This window comes from Deltaproteobacteria bacterium, assembly GCA_022340465.1.
GTDB lineage: Bacteria > Desulfobacterota > Desulfobacteria > Desulfobacterales > B30-G6 > JAJDNW01.
This window is the reverse complement of sequence record JAJDNW010000006.1, coordinates 56051-74627: the sequence shown is the minus strand read 5'-3', so window position 1 is coordinate 74627 and position 18577 is coordinate 56051. Positions and strand designations below refer to the sequence as shown.

General features: G+C 51.4%; 15 protein-coding genes. 3 read left to right on the top strand and 12 right to left on the bottom strand.

Annotation, left to right across the window (positions count from 1 at the left end):
* The 7 genes from LJE94_01185 to LJE94_01155 all read right to left on the bottom strand — a co-directional run.
* The coding region (locus tag LJE94_01185; protein ID MCG6908719.1) for a thiolase family protein at window positions 1-764 on the bottom strand (764 nt) is incomplete at its 3' end.
* 10 nt (window positions 765-774) lie between these two features.
* The gene (locus LJE94_01180; protein ID MCG6908718.1) at window positions 775-2361 is read right to left on the bottom strand and encodes an AMP-binding protein; all 1587 of its coding nucleotides are present in this window, start codon (window positions 2359-2361) and stop codon (window positions 775-777) included.
* Between the two features lie 29 nt (window positions 2362-2390).
* Window positions 2391-3422: a nitroreductase family protein gene (locus LJE94_01175; GenBank protein MCG6908717.1), complete on the bottom strand. Its 1032-nt coding sequence runs from the start codon at window positions 3420-3422 to the stop codon at window positions 2391-2393.
* A gap of 48 nt (window positions 3423-3470) precedes the next feature.
* Window positions 3471-5735, bottom strand: a complete 2265-nt coding sequence (locus LJE94_01170) for an arylsulfatase (protein ID MCG6908716.1) — start codon at window positions 5733-5735, stop codon at window positions 3471-3473.
* 12 nt (window positions 5736-5747) lie between these two features.
* Window positions 5748-6818 (bottom strand): hypothetical protein, encoded by a 1071-nt coding sequence (locus LJE94_01165; protein MCG6908715.1) that lies wholly within the window; start codon window positions 6816-6818, stop codon window positions 5748-5750.
* 24 nt (window positions 6819-6842) lie between these two features.
* Entirely contained in the window at window positions 6843-8741 is a 1899-nt protein-coding gene (locus LJE94_01160) for a TRAP transporter fused permease subunit (protein MCG6908714.1), read from the bottom strand.
* Between the two features lie 55 nt (window positions 8742-8796).
* Entirely contained in the window at window positions 8797-9195 is a 399-nt protein-coding gene (locus LJE94_01155; GenBank protein MCG6908713.1) for a hypothetical protein, read from the bottom strand.
* 233 nt (window positions 9196-9428) lie between these two features.
* Between LJE94_01155 and LJE94_01150 the strand changes: the two genes are divergently transcribed.
* Window positions 9429-12578 (top strand): sigma 54-interacting transcriptional regulator, encoded by a 3150-nt coding sequence (locus LJE94_01150; protein MCG6908712.1) that lies wholly within the window; start codon window positions 9429-9431, stop codon window positions 12576-12578.
* 184 nt (window positions 12579-12762) lie between these two features.
* Window positions 12763-13869 (top strand): anaerobic sulfatase maturase, encoded by a 1107-nt coding sequence (locus LJE94_01145; protein MCG6908711.1) that lies wholly within the window; start codon window positions 12763-12765, stop codon window positions 13867-13869.
* A 456-nt stretch (window positions 13870-14325) separates the two neighbouring features.
* Here the strand turns inward: LJE94_01145 and LJE94_01140 are convergent, their stop codons facing one another.
* Window positions 14326-14601 (bottom strand): integration host factor subunit beta, encoded by a 276-nt coding sequence (locus LJE94_01140; protein ID MCG6908710.1) that lies wholly within the window; start codon window positions 14599-14601, stop codon window positions 14326-14328.
* 130 nt (window positions 14602-14731) lie between these two features.
* Between LJE94_01140 and LJE94_01135 the strand changes: the two genes are divergently transcribed.
* The gene (locus tag LJE94_01135; GenBank protein ID MCG6908709.1) at window positions 14732-14920 is read left to right on the top strand and encodes a hypothetical protein; all 189 of its coding nucleotides are present in this window, start codon (window positions 14732-14734) and stop codon (window positions 14918-14920) included.
* 420 nt (window positions 14921-15340) lie between these two features.
* Here the strand turns inward: LJE94_01135 and LJE94_01130 are convergent, their stop codons facing one another.
* From LJE94_01130 to LJE94_01115, 4 genes are all read right to left on the bottom strand, one after another.
* A complete protein-coding gene (locus LJE94_01130; GenBank protein MCG6908708.1) occupies window positions 15341-16915 on the bottom strand; it encodes an FGGY-family carbohydrate kinase in 1575 nt (524 codons plus the stop codon).
* Between the two features lie 67 nt (window positions 16916-16982).
* Window positions 16983-18083, bottom strand: a complete 1101-nt coding sequence (locus tag LJE94_01125; protein MCG6908707.1) for a hypothetical protein — start codon at window positions 18081-18083, stop codon at window positions 16983-16985.
* Window positions 18052-18441 carry a hypothetical protein gene (locus tag LJE94_01120; GenBank protein MCG6908706.1) on the bottom strand — a complete coding sequence of 130 codons (390 nt, stop codon included), beginning with the start codon at window positions 18439-18441 and terminating at the stop codon, window positions 18052-18054. Before LJE94_01120 ends, LJE94_01125 begins: the two co-directional genes overlap by 32 nt.
* Entirely contained in the window at window positions 18351-18566 is a 216-nt protein-coding gene (locus LJE94_01115) for an FAD-binding protein (GenBank protein MCG6908705.1), read from the bottom strand. The genes LJE94_01120 and LJE94_01115 overlap by 91 nt, the downstream gene beginning before the upstream one ends.
* Window positions 18567-18577 lie beyond the last annotated feature (11 nt).

The following is an 18577-nucleotide window of genomic DNA, read 5'->3' as shown; positions in this document are numbered from 1 at the left end:
TGCTCCTTCATATATCGCTCACTGCAAAGGATGGCTGCCGCCGCCCCGTCGCCGACGGGCGCACACATGGCCCGGGTCAGGGGGAAGGCCACCTCCCTGTCCGCCATGACCTGATCCACCGTCATGGGGAAAGTGTACTGTGCCAGGGGATTCAGCGTGGAGTTGTTGTGGGCCTTGGCGGCGATGACGGCCAGCTGGCGCTGGGTGGTGCCATACTGCTCCATGTGCATGCGCGCTCCGCGGGCGTAGAAATCCATGAACACCGAATGTTTGCCGGGTTTGCTTTTGCCTGCATTGTTTTTCGGGACGTCTTGTTTTTGCTCACGCTTGATTTTTTCGATCAGGCGCGTGGTTTCCTCCACGTCGGTGCCGGCCATAAACCCTTTCATTACCTTTGCGTGGTCTTCGTCGTAGAGCTTTTCCACGCCGATCGCCAGCGTACAGTCATACAGACCGGCCTTAATGGCCGTCCAGGCAGCATGCAGCGCAGTGCTTCCGCTGGCACATGCATTTTCAACATTGATAATGGAAACCCTGTCAAGACCGTGGGGCGAAAGCGCCACCTGCCCGCGAATAAAATGTTGAAACGCGTACATGCCCCAGGTGCAGTTTGAAAACCAGGCGGCTTCGATGTGGTCCATGGGAATATCCGCGTCTCTGACGACCTCGCGCAGGGCTTCCCCGGTGAGATCTTTGACGCTTTTCTCCAGATACTTGTCGAACTTGATCATACCCACGCCGATGATGTAAATGTCGTTGTTCATTGTTCCTTCCTCACTTGAGCTTGAAATCCGGCATCTCTTTTTCCCGGTCCCATGTTCGATCGGTGACCCCCCTTTGCTTCATGCGGGCTTTTTGAACCCGCAGCGTGCCTGTTCTGGGCATGTCGTCAACAACGTCGACATAGCGCGGAACCATGAAATAGGCCATATTGTCAACACAGTGCTGCATCAGGCTTTCCAGGTCCAGTGCGACGTCGTCGGCGGGTTTGACCCACACCATCACCTCGTCTTCACCCAGGTCCGAGGGCACGCCAAAGGCGGCGCAGGCGCTTACCTGGGGGTGCCGTTCGATGATGTTCTCCACCTCGAAAGAGGATATGTTCTCACCCCTTCTGCGCATGCAGTCGTTTTTGCGATCCACAAAAAAAAGGTTCCCGTCTTGGTCGGCGTAAAACAGATCTCCGTGAAACACCCATCCGTCGCGTACCTTTTTCTGCGACGCTTCCGGGTTCTTATAGTACTCTACCCCTTTGGATGATTCGTCGTTGACCTGGGTTATCAATTCTCCGGTCTGGCCAGGGAATACTTCCCGGCCTTGATCGTCTACCAGTTTCCAGGGGTGCCCGCTGACCATCTTGCCCACCGATCCGACCGGGGCGTCCCCGAAATTGAATATGAGGGCGCCGCCGCCATCGACCGCCCCGAAGACTTCCCATATCTTTACATCAAAACGGTTTTCAAAGGGGCGCCAGAGGTTGGCCGGGCAGGCCGACGTCACCACCAGCCGCACCGGGTTGTCGGCGTCGTCGGGTTTTTCCGGTTGTTTCATCAGGATGGGGATCATGGCGCCCAGGGCGTTGAACGATGTACCGCCATGGCGCCTTATGGAATCCCAGAAACCGGATGCGGAAAAACGCTTCTCCAGGGCCATGGGCACGCCCCGGCACATGGCAAAACCGGCTGTCAAACTCAGGGCGTTGGCATGAAACAGGGGCAAGGCGGTATAAAGAACATCATCCGGTTGGTAGATCATTTCGGCCAAGGCCATGAATCGTTCAATGCGGCCGGTTCCGGCACGATTGACCACCCCTTTGGGAAAGCCGGTCGTGCCGGAGGTGTACATCAGGTGGGATATCGCCTCAGGATCGACCGTATGGGCCGGTGTTTCCGGGGATGCCGCCAGCAACTCCTCAAGGTCGGTTGTCCCTGACGGCAGGGAACGGTCGGTGGTTCGGCGAACGAAAACCTTTTCAATCCGTTCAACGGGGTCCTGAATGGCTGACAACTTGTCGTACAGCACATCGTCGATTGCCAGGAATCTGACATCCGAGTGGTTCAGGATATACGCCAATCCGTCACCTTTGAGCGAAACATTGATCGGCACGGTGTAAAATCCGCTGCGCGGCAAGCCGTAGAACAGATAGAGGTATTCGGGGCAGTTGGCCATGAGAATGGCCATCCCGTCGCCGGGTCGCCCCCCCTGATCCCTGAGACCGTTGGCCGCCCTGCACGTCCAGTCGGCGTATTCGTGAAATCCGATGCTGCGGTCCTCGAACAGAAGGTAGGGGTTGTCGCCCAACACTCTGGCGTGATGATCGATTAATTCGCTGATATAGCTGAATTGCGGTTGCTGTGTCATGGTTTGTCCCTGCGTTTTGCGGTTATGGGTTACGGTTCTACGACCGGCGCTGCCTGTCCCGGACGGAACCAGGTGACCGGCCGCTTTTCCCGGGGAACCATACCTTTCTGCTTGAACTTGGGATATCCGATGACGGCGCTGGTGGCGATTGCCCAGGGTTCTTCGATTCCCAGCTGCTGCTTCAGCTCGGGGATTTTGTCGATGACCCGCGTGAAACCGATCCAGCAAAACCCCAAACCGAGCGAATGCGCGGCGAGGTTCATGTTCTGCCCGCAGATGCCGGCCTGGATATCGGGGCCGCCGATGGAGCGCTTGTCACAAACCACCAGAATCAGCACCGGCGCATCCGGAACCATGGGGGCTTCCTGTTTGGCAATGGAGCCGATCCCGCCCAGTACGATCCGCGGGTCGAAAGACCCCGGCCGGGGATCCTGAAGATAAAGCGGGATCAGGTTTTTGACCGCATCGTCGTCGGTGTAGGTGGTGTACAGCATCTGGAAAACCGGAAGACAGACCGTGTTGATCTGCTGGATCAACTCCCGGTCGGTGATCACGATGAATTTCCAGGGCTGGCAGTTGCCGCTGCTGGGGGCGAACCGTCCGGCTTCCAGAACCCTGCGCACGAGATGCTCGGGAACCGGCTTGGATTTGAAATTGCGCACGCTGCGCCTTTCGAAAATGGTCTTCTCCACGGTCGTCCACGCATCCGGTTGGCCCTCGGCATCCAGGGGATCCAGGGGCTCTTTAGGTTCCAGGGGGCCGCCCAGGGTTTCATAAAAGCTCCCCTTGTCCACCTGGTAGGGCGTGACAATCGAGATGGCCCCTGTGGGACAGGCCACCATACAGTTGTAGCAGCTGAAGCAGGCATAGCCCGGCCTCAACCTGGGAATGTTGCTTTCGTCCGCTTCCCAGGCCCTGAAGGGGCAGTTCTCGATACAAAGCCCGCACTGGGTGCACAATTCCGCATCGCACTGCATCATCCCCATGTGCACGCCCCTTGGGCGAAACATGGATTTGTGGGCCTCCCATGTTGAATCATTGCTGTTTTGCTTGGTTCCCATGCTCATCCTCCCTATTGGGTTCGTAGAAGACAGCAGACATCCGCCCGCCTATTGTTTGGCCATTTCGGTGCGCATCCTGACGTCTTCATCCTCCTGCTTTTCCTTGGGGCTGCGGTAGCGGTGCAGGACGACATCGAGCCTGCGGATTCTCCCGCCAAATGCAAATGGGGCCGCATAGTCGTTTGTTACCGGCGACAGGCTGTCTTTGCCGATATCGAGGCCCGTGGAACTGATCATGCGCATCACATAAGGCACCTGGATGGTACCGCATTCCTGTCCTTCCATCACCAGGGTGATCTTTCCGGTATCTCCATCGCGCACGAAGCGTATTTCAAGCGGGATCCGACCGATGGGGACCTCTGTATCAGAACGGACCACATGGTGTTCGGTGAAAATATTGTAGTCGAACACCATTTTGTTATCCTTGATATACCAGCTGTATCCGCCGTTTTGGGTCCCCTGGGCCGCGATGACACCCTGGACGGAGGCATCCGGCCGATCAACCTCGACGCGCATGGTCCAGGTGCGGCTGCCCAGGGTGGGCGCCACATCCGAGGGCACATGCGAGAGCGGAGGATAGTAGGTATAGTGCCGCTTTTCATGCGGTGTGCCAGGACGGCGCATGGATTGAAATAAAAAACGACGGTCGTCCAAGGGCAGCACACCCTGCCGTCCGGCTTCAACCCACCACAGGTCGATCATTTCGCGCAGTTTATCGGGATGTTCGGCGGCCAGGTTGCGGCTTTCGGAAAAATCTTCGGTCAGATGGTAAAGCTCCCACTCATCGTCACTAAAGGGCGTGTCCGGCCGGTGGTAGGTGACGGCCTTCCAGCCGTCGGCCCAGATACCGCGGTGTCCGAACATCTCGAAATATTGGACCTGCTTGCGGGTAGGCTCGTTGGCCTCATCAAAGCTATAGGCCATGGATGTCCCGGTCATGGGCATCTGCTCACACCCGCGGTAGGTGTCGGGCGGGTCGACATCCAACATCTCCAGGATGGTCGGTACGATGTCCGAAACATGGTGGAATTGGCCGCGAACCCCCCCGTGGCCCTTAATGCGTGCGGGCCAATGCATGATCAGGGGGTCGCGGACACCGCCGCCGTGGGTGTTTTGCTTGTACCACTTGAGGGGTGAATTTCCAGTCTGGGCCCAACCCCAGGGGATGTTGGAATGGCTGTGGGGTCCGCCGATTTCATCCAGCCGATCCTGGACGGCATCAACGTCTTCAGGCACCCCATTGAAATACCTGAACTCGTCCATCACACCGGTGGGGCCGCCTTCCTGGCTGGCACCGTTATCCGAGAGCAGTACTATCAAGGTGTTGTCGATTTGTTGCATCTCTTCGAGAAAATCGATCAGCCGCCCAACCTGCTGGTCGGTGTGATCCAGCATGGCGGCAAACGCTTCCTGGAGCCGCAGGGCAAACTTCTTCTCGTTTTCCGAAAGCGCATCCCAGGGACGCACCCCTGGATTGCGCGGTGCCAGCTCCGTATCTTCAGGAATGACCCCCATTTCGATCTGCCTGCGGTACCATTTTTCACGGACGACATCCCAGCCCTCATCAAAACGGCCGCGATATTTTTCGATGAATTCCCGGGGGGCCTGATGCGGCGAATGGGTGGCTCCGAAAGCCAGGTACAGAAAAAAGGGCCGATCCGGCCGAATGGACGTTGAATCGCGGATAAAGGCCATGGACTGATCGACAAGGTCTTCACTGAGGTGGTAGCCCTCTTCCGGTCCGCAGGGCGGATCAACCGGGTGATTGTCATAGGTCAACTCAGGATGAAACTGATCGGTTTCCCCCTGCAAAAAACCGTAAAAACGGTCGAACCCGCGCTGCAAGGGCCAGTTGTCGAACGGTCCGGCGGTTGAGGCTTCCTCCATGGGCGCCAGATGCCATTTGCCGACAGCTAAGGTGGCATAGCCCTCTTCACGCAGAATTTCGGCGATGGTGGCTGCATGCGGTGAGATGCAACCGCGCATGTGGGGATAACCGGTGTCAAAATTGGACAGGGCGCGCATGCCCACGGTGTGATGATTGCGCCCGGTCAACAGGCTGGCCCTTGTGGGAGAGCACAGCGCCGTGGTGTGGAAGTTGTTGTAGCGCAGCCCGCCCGCGGCCAGACGGTCGAAATTAGGCGTCTCAATCGTGGATCCATAGCAGCCGAAATGGCCGAACCCGGTATCGTCCAGCAGGATGACCACCACATTCGGACTACCCGCTTTCGGACGCCTGGGTGCAGGCCACCAGGGCGTCGAATCTTTTATGGTGCGTCCGATCTTGCCTTTGAATTGCTCGGAACCGCTCATCTTGCTCCTCCTTTACCTCAATTTGGGCACGGGCAGGTTCAACTTTTTCATGGCTTTGACCACACCGGGATGCACCAGATGCTGCGGCGCGCCCACAGGATAGGGGTTTTCGGGCATAAACCCCAGCATGGCGTGGATTTTGCCGAATGCCGCATGGTGTTGATGGGCCACCCGGATGATTTCCTCGACAATGTCATCGGGCAGTTCGGCGATGCTGGTGATGGTCAATGGACTGACCTGGGCCCAGAATTCTTTGTCAACGGTTTTAAAAGAACCTTTTTTAATCCTGCAGGGCAAGACATAGACATCCCTGGAATAGTCAAAACCTGCGGTGGTCCACTCACGTTCGATGGGCAGAAAATGAAACGTCTTTCCCGACCCGATCAGCTCCATGGCCGCAGGAGAGGGAAACATCTGCGGGATATAAAGGCTGCCGTCTTCCGCCACCTTAAGCTTGCCGATAAACAGCAGCCGCATGGCATCGATGGAACCATTGAGCATGCCGTCTTTTGACGCCGTGGTTCCGATGCGCTGCCAATCGATTTTATCGTTGATACCCAGATGATCGAATAGCGGCCCTTCGACAAGCGTTCCGGCAAACAAACGCGGCGGTTCGACCGTCCCCATTTTCTTGCCGGCCATATCCTTCAGGCTCTTGATCTCCGGGTCAAAGGTGCCATAGAAGGCGATGGCAGCGGGACCGTCCATGATGGCACGATAGTTAGGAATGGCCAGTTTATCCAGCGGCGGCCGGCCCTCGGCCACGAAGTCCATGGACAAGGCACCCCCTACGGTAATGGCCCAGGGCATTTCACCGGATATCATTTTGTGCTGGTTGGTTTTGTAGTATTTGAGCATATACATGGCCCCGGGTGTTTCCTGGTGTTTGATACGCACCCAGGAACCGGTTTTTTTAAATACCTGCTCCATGGCAGCCCCGATATTATACATGGGCGTACCGAACGGTGTGGTCAAAATGGTCACATCCACCGGTTTTTTGGTTTCAGCACCAACGGCATTCCATTGCACCGCCAGAACCATTGCAGTGATCAGGATTACAGCCAAAATTGGTTTTCGCTTCATTTTTTTCTCCTCTCTCATTGGGTTTCATGCAGGTTTCGCATTTAAAATTTTTCCACTGATCTTTCGCCGCTGAAAAGCCAGAAAAGCAGCTGCGGACAAGGCAGCGCCGGCAAACAGCGCTGGATGATGATACAACCCGAACAGCACCGCGCAACCTGCTGCCGTGATCAAAAAAAGTTTTTCCGCCCTGCCGGTGGACCTGAAGCAATATCCCTGAAACAGGCACATCATGGCGCCCAGTGCAATGACCATGGTGATCAGCACGGCAATCGCCTGCACGGGCTGCTGGTACTCCATAAACACGATGGGATTGTTAATGGTAAAATAGGGCAGGATAAAAAACGGGCCCACGAGCTTGAAACTCTCCCAAGACACCTTCATGTATCTGGAACCGGCAATCTGGGAGCCGACCATGGCCGCCCCGGCAATCGGCGGGGTGACCGCCGCCAGGATGGCAAAATAGAACACAAAAAAGTGAGCCGTCTGCTGAGGCAATCCCAAATCCTTTAGTATCGGTGCGGACACAAAAGCCACCACGATATAGGCGATGACCGTCGGCATGGACGAGCTGAGCACGATCGACAGGATCATGGTGAGAAAAAGGGTCGGCAAAAGGTGTCCCCCGCTGATATCACCGACCAACAGGGCCAGTTTGGTCATGGCACCGGACAGGGTCAGGCTTTTGATGAAAATCCCGATGCAGCCGCAGGCGATGCCGATGGAGGCCGCCATGATCGCTCCGGTCACGAGGTTGCGTATCAGCACCTTGAGGGCGGGCCGCGTGATCCTGCGCAGCATGGATATGGCTAAAATGGTAATGATTCCGAAAAGGGCCGAATAACCGATGGAAAAGTGCAAAACCAGCATGGCGGTCAACACGCCCATGGGAACGACAAAAACCGGCAGACCCGCCAGGAAGATGCGTTTGTCCATCTGCTCGGTGCCCATGGGTATTTTCTCGCGGGCGGCTATGATGATCACCCCGAAAACCGCCAGGGCATAATAGAACACCGCCGGCAGCACCGCTTTGAACATCAGCTCGCCGTAGCTGACCCCGATAAAACTGGCCATGATAAACACGGCAATACCCATGATCGGCGGGGTCAGCTGCCCACCGGTGGAGGCCATGGCCTCGATGGCTGCCGCGGTTTCGCTGCGGAAGCCGGCTTTTTTCATGACCGGTATCGTATAGGCGCCGGTGATGGCGACATTGGCCGCTGCCGCACCGTTGACCATTCCCACGAAGGAAGAGGAAAACACGGCGGTTTGCCCGGCTCCGCCGATCAGATTGCGGCCCAGCCATTTTCCCAACTCCATAAAAAAGGCGGTGACACCGGTGGCTTCAAATATGGACCCGAAGATGATCAGCAAAAATAAAAGGTTGACCGAGGCATCCAGGAGCATGCCGTAGATGCCCTGAAATCCGGTGCTCAAATTCGACACCACGTAGCCGAACTCGAATTTGGGGTGGTTGAGCACCCCGGGGATGAGATGGCCCCAGAAGGTGTAGGCCAGCGCCACCATGACCATGACCGGGAAGATGGGACCGAAGGTCTTCCAGGTGCCGGCCAAAACCAGGATGATCAGCAGCACACCAACAACGATATCCTTGTTTTCAGGAAACCCTACCTCCATCATCAGGCGCATGTTTTCCATGGCCATGAACGTCAACAGCCCCAAGCTTAAGGGGATGCATATCAGATAGATGATTTTCAACCATTTGCGCGTATCCATGATGGCCCAGTGCAAAAAAAGCAGTACCAGACAAAAACCCAGGTGGTTGTTCTGGTTGATCTGGGATCCGAACAACGGTTTCCAGACGATGATTACGTGGTAGGCAACCATGGCCAGGACCACCCCAATAGCACTCCATTTAGCGATGCTTTCGAAAGTATTGGCGGATTTTCTGCTTTTCTCATCCATTTGTCACCAGCGGTTTTGAGGCCTTAACAATTGATTAACAAAAAATAATCGTCTGTCAGTCCACGGGTAGATTGTATTTTCGGCAATACACCGGATAGATATCCTTTACCGGCTTTAACAGCGGCAACAGCTGCAGCATTTTCACGGCCGAGCCTTTGGCCTTAATCTGATGGGATGCCAGGGCCCTGGTCATATCGATTTTGTTCAGCCAGAACCGGTGGGCGGTATCACCGCTCAAGCTTTCCATAATGACCGGTCGTTGTGCTTCAGCCGTTTCTCCAAAGAGAGCGCCTTTCTCATCGATGTACATCACCATGTCGGGATCGGTAAACCTGAAGAGGATGTTAATGCCGGCTTTCTTCATTCTTAAGCCTATGTCCGTTTCGCGGATCAGCTGATCCCAGATTTCTTCGTACACCATCTCCATGGTCTCTCTGTTTTTGAAAACTGCCATTTTCAGGTTGTCCGTTTAAAAATTACCTGGTGAGATTTTGAAAGAATCAGATGTAATAGCATCAACAGCAAGAGGTATGCCATCGTGTGATAATATTTATTTTATAATGTTTACAATTGTTTAAATAGCTTTTCAAATAGCTCCACGCTCCGGTAGTCTTAATTAAAACAAACTGTGTCTCAATACGATCACCATGTTGACTCTGCGGTGGCAATGCGATAAATGGATAGATTATGAAAAACACCAACGTGGTACTTACCGATAATCAGTGGCAGTTTCTGGCCGTCCTGGAGGCCTTTGGCGGACCAGTATCCGCAGACACAGCCGGTGCGCTTGCGCCGCTTCTGCCAGGACCGCTTTTTGACCTGATTGAAAAGGGACGCTCTGCCGGATGGCTGCGTCAGGATAAGAACAATTGTTTTTCCTTATCTGCCGACCTGCCGGATGACATCCGAGACCATCTGATCGCATTGAATGGAAAGAGCTCCCTGAACGACATGGTCGACAATCTCTATCTGAAGCAGATGCATGAAAATGTCGGGCCCGAAGAGATGCTGACCCTGCTCACCAGAACGGGCCGCAGACGGGAGGCAGCTGAGTACGAAATAGGGTTAGCCCATGCAGCGTTTAACAATAATGATTTCGAAACGTCGCGGGTTTACCTTCAGGCCGCTGTAGAGCATTTGTATCCAATACGCGCCCAAGATGTTGCAAACAGAATGTTTGTTTCCAGTGTGCTTGAGCTTTCCAATATGCTTTTTTCCCTGGGGTACGGGTTTGGCGAAATTGTAACATATCTGAACAGCGCCGGTGAGGTTACCCAAAAAATGGGCGATCAGCGCTCCCATGCCCTTCTCAATTTACATCTGGGCCGGCTCTATTATTTTTCCAACCGCCGGGATGAGGCAATAGTAGCCCTGTCCATGGGCTTTGAGGAAATTCATGAACTGGGCGACGACGACATTCTAGGCCAATCCGCCCTTTTTCTCGGTCTTTTATACTTTACCAAGGGGCTCCACAAAAAGGCCATCGAGCACTTTGAAAAAGCGGAACAGGCCTTCGGGACAGCCAAATGGGGCGTTTTGACCCATCCCACAGCGCCTTTTCTGACCGGCTACTGTGCCGTGTACCTGGGTCAGTTTCACCGCGCCATTGGAAACCTTGACTACCAGTGGCGCCTGGCCAAGGATCGATCGGATACGGCGCTGGCTTCCACCATCCAAGCCACCCTGGGTACCGTGCTCATTTTGCTGCGCAAGCAAAAAGAGGGTTTAAATAATCTAGAGGAGGCCCTTGAAGAAGCCCTGGGATGTGGCAACGCACTGGGTGTGCATTTAGCCCGGGGTGGGTTTACCCTGCACCATTTTCTCGAGGGGCGCATGGAGAAAGCCTGTCGAGCTAGCAACAGTGCTGTCAAGAAAAGCACCCAGGCCGGCATCATCCGGCAATATGCTTCTCCATGGATATTGGAAATGAATTATGAGTTCCACCGGCTGGGTTTTCAAATAGCCGACAAGATACATTTTCCGGATGAAATGCACCGCATACTCACGGGTGTCAACGTTCATTTAAAGGGCGTTGCCTTTAGATTGAAAGCCCACGAAAAATCATCGAACAATGAGCACATCGATGGGATTAGGGACGACCTTGTTCAGAGCATGCACTACCTGGAGCAATCCGGCGATCCCGTCCAGCTCTCGAAAACAATACTTGAAATGGCCCGCACTGAATTGAGGTGCGGTGACCGCGAAAAAGCCAGACAACTTGCCAGAAAGGCCCGGCACCTGCTGGGTGGTTATACCGAGGAATTCTTTCCTGACGAATTCAGGCATCTGTTCGAAAATCAGGAGAGCCCGCTAGACCCGGATCACCGCCGTAGACAAACCATGCAAAGCTACCTCGAGATGATCGAATCGCTTTACCCTATTGAAACCAGACAGGAAATCCTGGCAGGGGTGCTCTCACGGGCAAATCGATTGTTCGGGGCCGAGCGCAGTGCCCTTTTCTGGTTTCCCGGCGGCAAGTACACTGCCGTGCCGAAGTTGCGGGCGACGTGTAATTTGCCGGCGGCAGAAATTGAACATGAGAGCTTTAAAACAAATCTGGCCATGGTGCTGAAGGCCTTTCATACAAACCAGCCTCAGTTGGGCAGATCGCCCGAAGGCGATCGCCAAAAGGGCTATCCGAGGGTGTTTTCCATGTTGAGTATACCGGTCGAGGTCGGTGGTTCCGTGCACGGCGTCATGTACTTTGACAACTCCTACCTCTCGGATGCCTTCGATTTTCTGGACCCGGAAATTATGCGTGACATTGCGCGCCACACCAACCTGGTTGTCGAACGCCGCTTACACCATCTCCGGATCGAGGAAGAGCGCAATCTTCTTGTTTCCATGAAATCTCACGACGATGCGCGCGATTCGCGTCAAATCGTTGCAAAATCAGAGAAAATGAAGCATCTGCTGAAGGTGACCGATCAGATTGCAGGGACCGATTCCACGATATTGATCACTGGGGAAACCGGAACCGGCAAAGAGTTGCTGGCCTACAGGATCCACCGCAGCAGCCAGCGCTCAGAAAAGCCTTTTATCGTCGTGGATGCAACCACCATTCCTGAAAACCTGCTGGAAAGTGAATTGTTTGGTCACGAACGCGGTGCCTTCACCGGAGCCGACCGGCGCAGATTGGGCCGAATCGAGATGGCGCATGAAGGCACCCTTTTTTTAGACGAGATCGGTGAATTGCCCTTGCCGGCTCAGGTAAAGCTGCTGCGTGCCATTCAGGAGAAGGAGTTTAACCGCCTCGGCGGGACGCGTACGATTCGTTCGAATTTTCGATTGATCGCCGCCACTAACCGAGATCTCGAAAAAGAGATCGCTGAAAGCCGTTTCCGTGAGGACTTGTATTATCGGCTGAACGTCATTCCCATCCATTTACCGCCTCTGCGGGAACGGCAAGAGGACATTGCTTTGTTGGCCGACCATTTCATTGATCGCTACACGAAGAAATACAACCGGCACGATCTGAAATTAACAGGAGAGCAGGTAACCATACTGCGGACATACAAATGGCCGGGCAATGTCAGGGAGTTACAGAATATTATCGAAAGGGCGGTATTGTTATCAACGGATAAACAACTGGAATTTTCACTCCCAGTTGACATGCGAGGCCAATCAACGAACCCTTTTGAGGATTTCCCAACCTTGGGAAACCTTCAGCGCCGATACATTGAATTCGTAATAAAGAAAACCAAGGGTCAGATCGGCGGTACGGGTGGCGCAGCCGAAATTCTAGGGATGAATCGCACCAGTGTCTACAGCCGCATGCGCCAGCTCAGGATGGATGTCAAATCCCTGAAAAGGCAATCGCTCCACGTTGAAAAATAGCAACATGCCGGTTTGAATGCTTTTAGTTCAATATTAGGGGCGTTTAGATTCCCGATCTGAAATGATTAATTGACATTTGCTTTGCATCGCAAAATGCTGTTTTCGCCTGTTACGCCATGCAGAGACTGTTGGTAAACAAACCAAGAAAACAATTGAGAATCCGTTTTGATCTGAGGTGTCGTCTGTGAAGCCATTCAGCCTTTTAATAAAGCCAACTTCTGCGGACTGCAATATGAACTGTGACTACTGTTTCTACCTGGATAAGCGCAAACTGTACCCTCAATCCAGAGCTCACAGAATGCCTGAGACCGTGCTCGAGCAATTGGTGAAAACCTATCTGAAAACCGACCAACCGAATTATACCTTTGGATGGCAGGGCGGTGAACCCCTCCTGATGGGCGTCGAATTTTTTAAACAGGTTGCCGGGTTTCAGAATAAGTATGCCCGCCCCGGCTCACTGGTTTCAAATGGCCTCCAGACGAATGCAACCCTCATTGACAATACCCTGGCAGAGTTTTTAGCGAGCTACTGTTATCTGGTAGGTTGCAGTCTCGATGGCCCCCCTGAATTACACAATCGATTCAGAAAATTTTCAGGCGGTAAAGGCTCTCACTCGATCGTCCTCAACGGAATCCGGAGGTTGCAGCACTTCGGTGTAGCCGTAAACATTCTTACCGTGGTCAGTCAGGCCAATGTGAGACATGCCCGTGAGGTTTACCAGTATCTTGTAAAGCGAGGTTTCTATTATCATCAATACATCCCGTGCCTGGAATTAGACCCAAAAGGCAATCCTTTTCCCTATTCAATCAGCGGACCTGAATGGGGACGGTTCCTACTGGAGGTTTTTGACGCATGGTACCCGAATGATATTCACAAAGTTTCGGTGCGCCACTTTGATGATATTCTCAATAAACGTTATGATGGTTCCATAACGGCCTGCAGCCTCTCTAATAATTGCTGTCAGTATTTTCTGGTGGAACACAACGGTGATATTTTTCCATGTGATTTTTTTGTCCGGCAGGATTTAAAAATTGGCAATATTATGGACACAAGCTGGGAAGAGGCCCTTTCTTCGTCAATCTTCCAGGACTTTGGCTGTCAAAAATCAGTAGTGGCAACAGAATGCAAATCCTGCGTCTATCTTGACTTGTGCCAAGGCGACTGTTTAAAACACCGCGGTTATTTAGTGAAAACCGGTGGCGTCAGTCATTTTTGTGAAGGTTGGCTGAACTTTTATCACCACACATCAAGTACTTTTAATAAGCTGATTGAGGAAATCAGATCCGGTTAACTTGCCTCGGAGACCTCCTGTAAGATTCGCCACTTAACGCATTGCCACTTTCTCATCGCCATATCCATAGCCTGTTCCGGAAAAGTTTTTTACTGTGAGAAAGATTACAAACGCAAATGGCAACCGATCGTAAGTTGTCAGACCTAAAGATTTTTATAATTTTTTGGAGACCTAATAGAAGTTGATTATATGATTGAAGATAGCCTATTGATATTTATAGAGAAGCCACTAGATATTGTGGTGGGGTAATATTCGAATTTGAGTGTTTCTGACGAATGGGGGCTTCTTCGCCCTACCCTATCGCCACCTTCTTAACCAGCCAATAAACAGCGTACCCGACGCCTAATCCCAAAGGCATCATGATTCATGGCCGGCATAAAGGGGTTTCCTTGAATTTCCAGGCATAAATGCCAACGGCCAGCATGCCAAATACAATTCCTGCAATTTTATCGACCATCATTTATTCATCCGATCTTTCAGTTCTTTTCCACACTTGAAAAATGGCAGTTTTTTCGGCGCGACCTCCACGGTTACTCCCGTCTTAGGGTTTCTACCAGAATAACCCGGATAATCCTTAACGTAAAAAGAACATAGACCACGGATCTCCACGCGGTCCCCTCTTTCCAATGCAGCTGACATCTGCTCGAAAAAGACAGATACGATTCTTGTCGCTTCGGCTTTGGAGAGGCCATTCTGAGCACAAATGGTCTGAATAACTTCGAGTTTGTTCATAGGAAACCCTTTTTATGATTTTGCCTGCTTGTTCTCTGTAAAAATATCAATAAATTTACAACACTGTGACCGGATCTGTCAAACCCATATGGTAATCTGAGCTCAATCATTCAGCAAAAGGAGGGTAAAAATGAGAACACAGGAAATATACACAGATTACCAAGACCATTTTGAATATTTTGGGAACACGGAGATTGAACGCATCCGTATGCAGGGTGAAAGAGTTATTAAGCACGACTGGATCATGTTTGACTCTGTTGATGAAGCTTTGGAGTTTTTCAACGATCACTGCGGCGAGTTTATCGGTTGTTATGCCTGAATAGGTTTATATACTATCGGCAGAAGAGATATTGTAAGCTCTCCCCTACACTCCCGTCCTTAATTGTGTGTTTCATTTTTTATTTTTATTGACATTTTTATCTATTCATACTATATGTTGTATTGGTATGGGAATTTGGGCCCATATCATGTGCACCTCCTTTATACCTCCTTTCTTATGGCCCGGCTTGTTGCTGTCATGCAGGTCGGGCTATCTTGTGAATTTTCAAATGAAGACCCAACCAAATGTCAAATTACTACGACATCTATCTCCATCTTTTTTGACGGGATATCACCTACCAGAATATACCATCATTCATCCTGAGCACTTTAGATAAAAGGAATTTAATTCAGCTTGAAGATTTAAAAACGCCAAGTGGGTAATTTAATCACCGCGCCCTTTTATTGCATGAACTGAATGTCATTGACAGTTCAGTTTTTGGTAAATCTTTTTGTTCGTGGTGTAAATCTTGATGAAGGCTTTATACAATTCATTATACATTTCGATATTGCCTGGATTGGGAGTAAACGTGGCGTCGTATTGCACCCGATTGGCGACATCCTCAAACGTAAGTTCACCTAGCCCGGCCATTGCGATAAAGGCGGCTCCGCGTGCATTCGCGTGGATGGGATTTTTCACTTGTCGAATATCCCGCTGCAAAACATCGGCGAAAATCTGACACCATATCCTCGATTTTGCCCCCCCGCCGATAATGCTAATGGGATTCAGGGGACGGCCGATGTATTTTTCTATATAGTGAAGCATCCAGCGTGTATTATAGGCAACACCTTCCAAGACAGCCCGAATCATATGATTACGATTCGTTGTTTTGGACATGTTATGAAAACCACCCCTTAACAGCGTATCGTCCACCGGCGTCCGTTCACCGTTTAACCAGGGTGTAAAAATCAGTTTATCGCTGCCCGGCGGAACTTGCTCAGCTACCTTGTTCAAGGCATCATAAGCGGCGTCGGGAACGACCGTAGGAATTTGAGGACTATCATAAAACAGAATGTTATCCATAAGAAAAGTTAAACAGCCGCCAGCCAGGTCCTGCTCATTGACACACTGGTATTTTCCCGGAATAGCCGTAGGGAAGGAGGCAATAGAGTGCAGAATATCGGTCTTCTTAAAGGGAACCATACACTCTAGCCAGGAAGATGTCCCTATATATAAATGCCCTTCAAAGTCCCTCACAGCTCCAGACCCGATACAGGCGCACTGGTGGTCCGGTGATCCCATAACCACCTTTACATCCCGGCTGATGCCGATCTCATCTGCCACCGCTGCAGAAACGGTCCCGAGAATATCGGTAGCCTGTTTCATGGAGGGAAGTTTATCCTTTTCGATGCCTGCCAGTTTCAACAGACGGTCATCATAATACATCTTGTTGATATTTTTTATGTTGGTCACCCAAAAGAGATGCATGGAATCGTATGATGCCGCAAACTGACCGGTCAACCGTAGATTTAAATAGTCTTTACTCGGCAAAAACATGAAGGTTTTTTCATACACTTCGGGAAATTCGTGTTTGGTCAGCAGGACATGGGCTATGTCATCCTTACCGGAAGGAGAAGGTGCTCCCGCAGTTTTTGATATCCACTTCAAAGCCTTAAACACATTCAGTCCGTTCACTTCCGGAAATCCGGCAATATGTTTCTGGATAAAGGGTGCGCCCCTGGAATCCATCCAGGTAAGGGAATTCATCAAATGCTTACCATCTTTGTCCACTGACACGGTACTTGAAAATGTACTGGAAATACCGATGGCCACAATTTGATCAGGGGGTACTGATTTGCGTTTCACCAATTTTTTGGCAGTCAGTAAAAGCGCTTCCCACCAATCTTGTGGGTCTTGTTCTGCTCCTCCATTGGGGGAAAAATAGAGGGGGGTATCCTTGAACTCAAAATCCAGCACCTGCCCCGTGCTGTCAACAATGGCAGACTTCATGCCCGAGGTGCCGTGATCAAAGGCAAGCACATATTTCTCTTTCATAAAACCATCACCCAATCTTTACTGTTTGCTCGGAATATTTAAAAGACGCACATGTGTGAAATGCCCCTTACTCTTTTTCAGGAAACTGAGACATAATATGCTCTGATAGCGCAGTAATGGTCAGGCTTGGATTTACACCCAAATTGGCTGGTATCACCGAACCATCGACAACATAAAGATTTGGATAGTTAAACACTTCTCCATTATACCCAATTACGCCTTTGTCCGACGATTCTGCCATACAGCATCCGCCCAGGATATGCGCCGTAGTGGATGAATTGAATGCGGCTTCGGGCAAAAGGCTCAGTGGTATGCCATTCATCTTGCGAGACAAGCGTTCGGCAACCTCGTTGGCAACAGGTATATAGACGGGTGCTCGCTTTAAGCCATCCGGAACCTTACTATTCATGCTGTAGCCGCCAAGTCGCCACCACCGCGGTTTGTAGTCAAGCTTTAGGTAGTTTTTATCGGTCTGCATTACCAGGACAACCGTGGTTGTTGCCGCTTTCCCCAGTGGCCACAATAGCTTTACAAAACGTATGGGGTGCCTGAAAATATTTCCTAAAAACCGCATAGGACACGGGATTTTTCCGCCACCACCGGTCATAACGGTAAAAAGATCCAGCAGAACATCGGAACCCTTGTTATAACGAACCATTTCAATATGGGTCGTTTCATCCGCATAAATGCCCGAGGTAATGGCAATTTGATCATTCCAGTCTACATGCTTGTCTTTTGATTTCACACCCAGAAGGGCTTCGGAGTTGGTGCGTACATAATTGCCCAATTGATCCGATATTTTCGGCAGCAAACCTTTTTGTTTGCATTTCATTAAAAGTTTTACCGATCCCAAAACACCCCCGCTGAAGATCACCCCCCCGGCACGATAAGTTTTTTTAGGATGAAAGACACCCGTTGATCTGCGGGTCAAAACCTCGTATCCACCGTTGCGCGGTAAAACCCCAGTCACTTCAGTTTCCGGGATAATTCGAGCGCCTAATCCGTCAGCCAGATGCAGATGGTTTTTGTCCAGCGTATTTTTTGCACCGACTGGGCAGCCGACCATGCAAGACCCACAAAATGTGCAGCCGGTGCGATCTGGTCCCCTACCATCAAAATAGGGATCAGGAACCGTCTTATCCGGAGTTCCAAAAAAAAATTCCGACATCGTTTTTATGAAAAGTATCCTCACCGCGCATTTCTATGCCCACTTCGCGAAGGTATTTGTCGGCAATACCAATCTGTGGACTCGGATTGGCACCCAAAATCCTTTTGGCTTCATTATAATGCGGCATCAAGTTGGCTTTCCAATCACCCGGACCCCATTCCGGCTGATCAAAGACCTCATCCGGTGGAATCAACAGTTGATTGGCATAAACAAGACTACCACCGCCCACACCCCCGCCATGAAATATGAGAACGTGCTTCAATTGCGTCAGCATCTGGTAACCGTAGCAACCCAGTTGAGGCAACCACATGTATTTTTTCGTATTCCAATTGGTCTCGGGGAAATCTTTTTTTGCCATTGCTTCCCTTTTTCCAGGACCGCCACTTTGTACCCCTTTTCAGACAGGCGCAAAGCAGAAACACTTCCCCCAAAGCCTGAACCTATCACTATATAATCATAATCAAATTCATTTTTCGACGGCATTGAAACCCCCT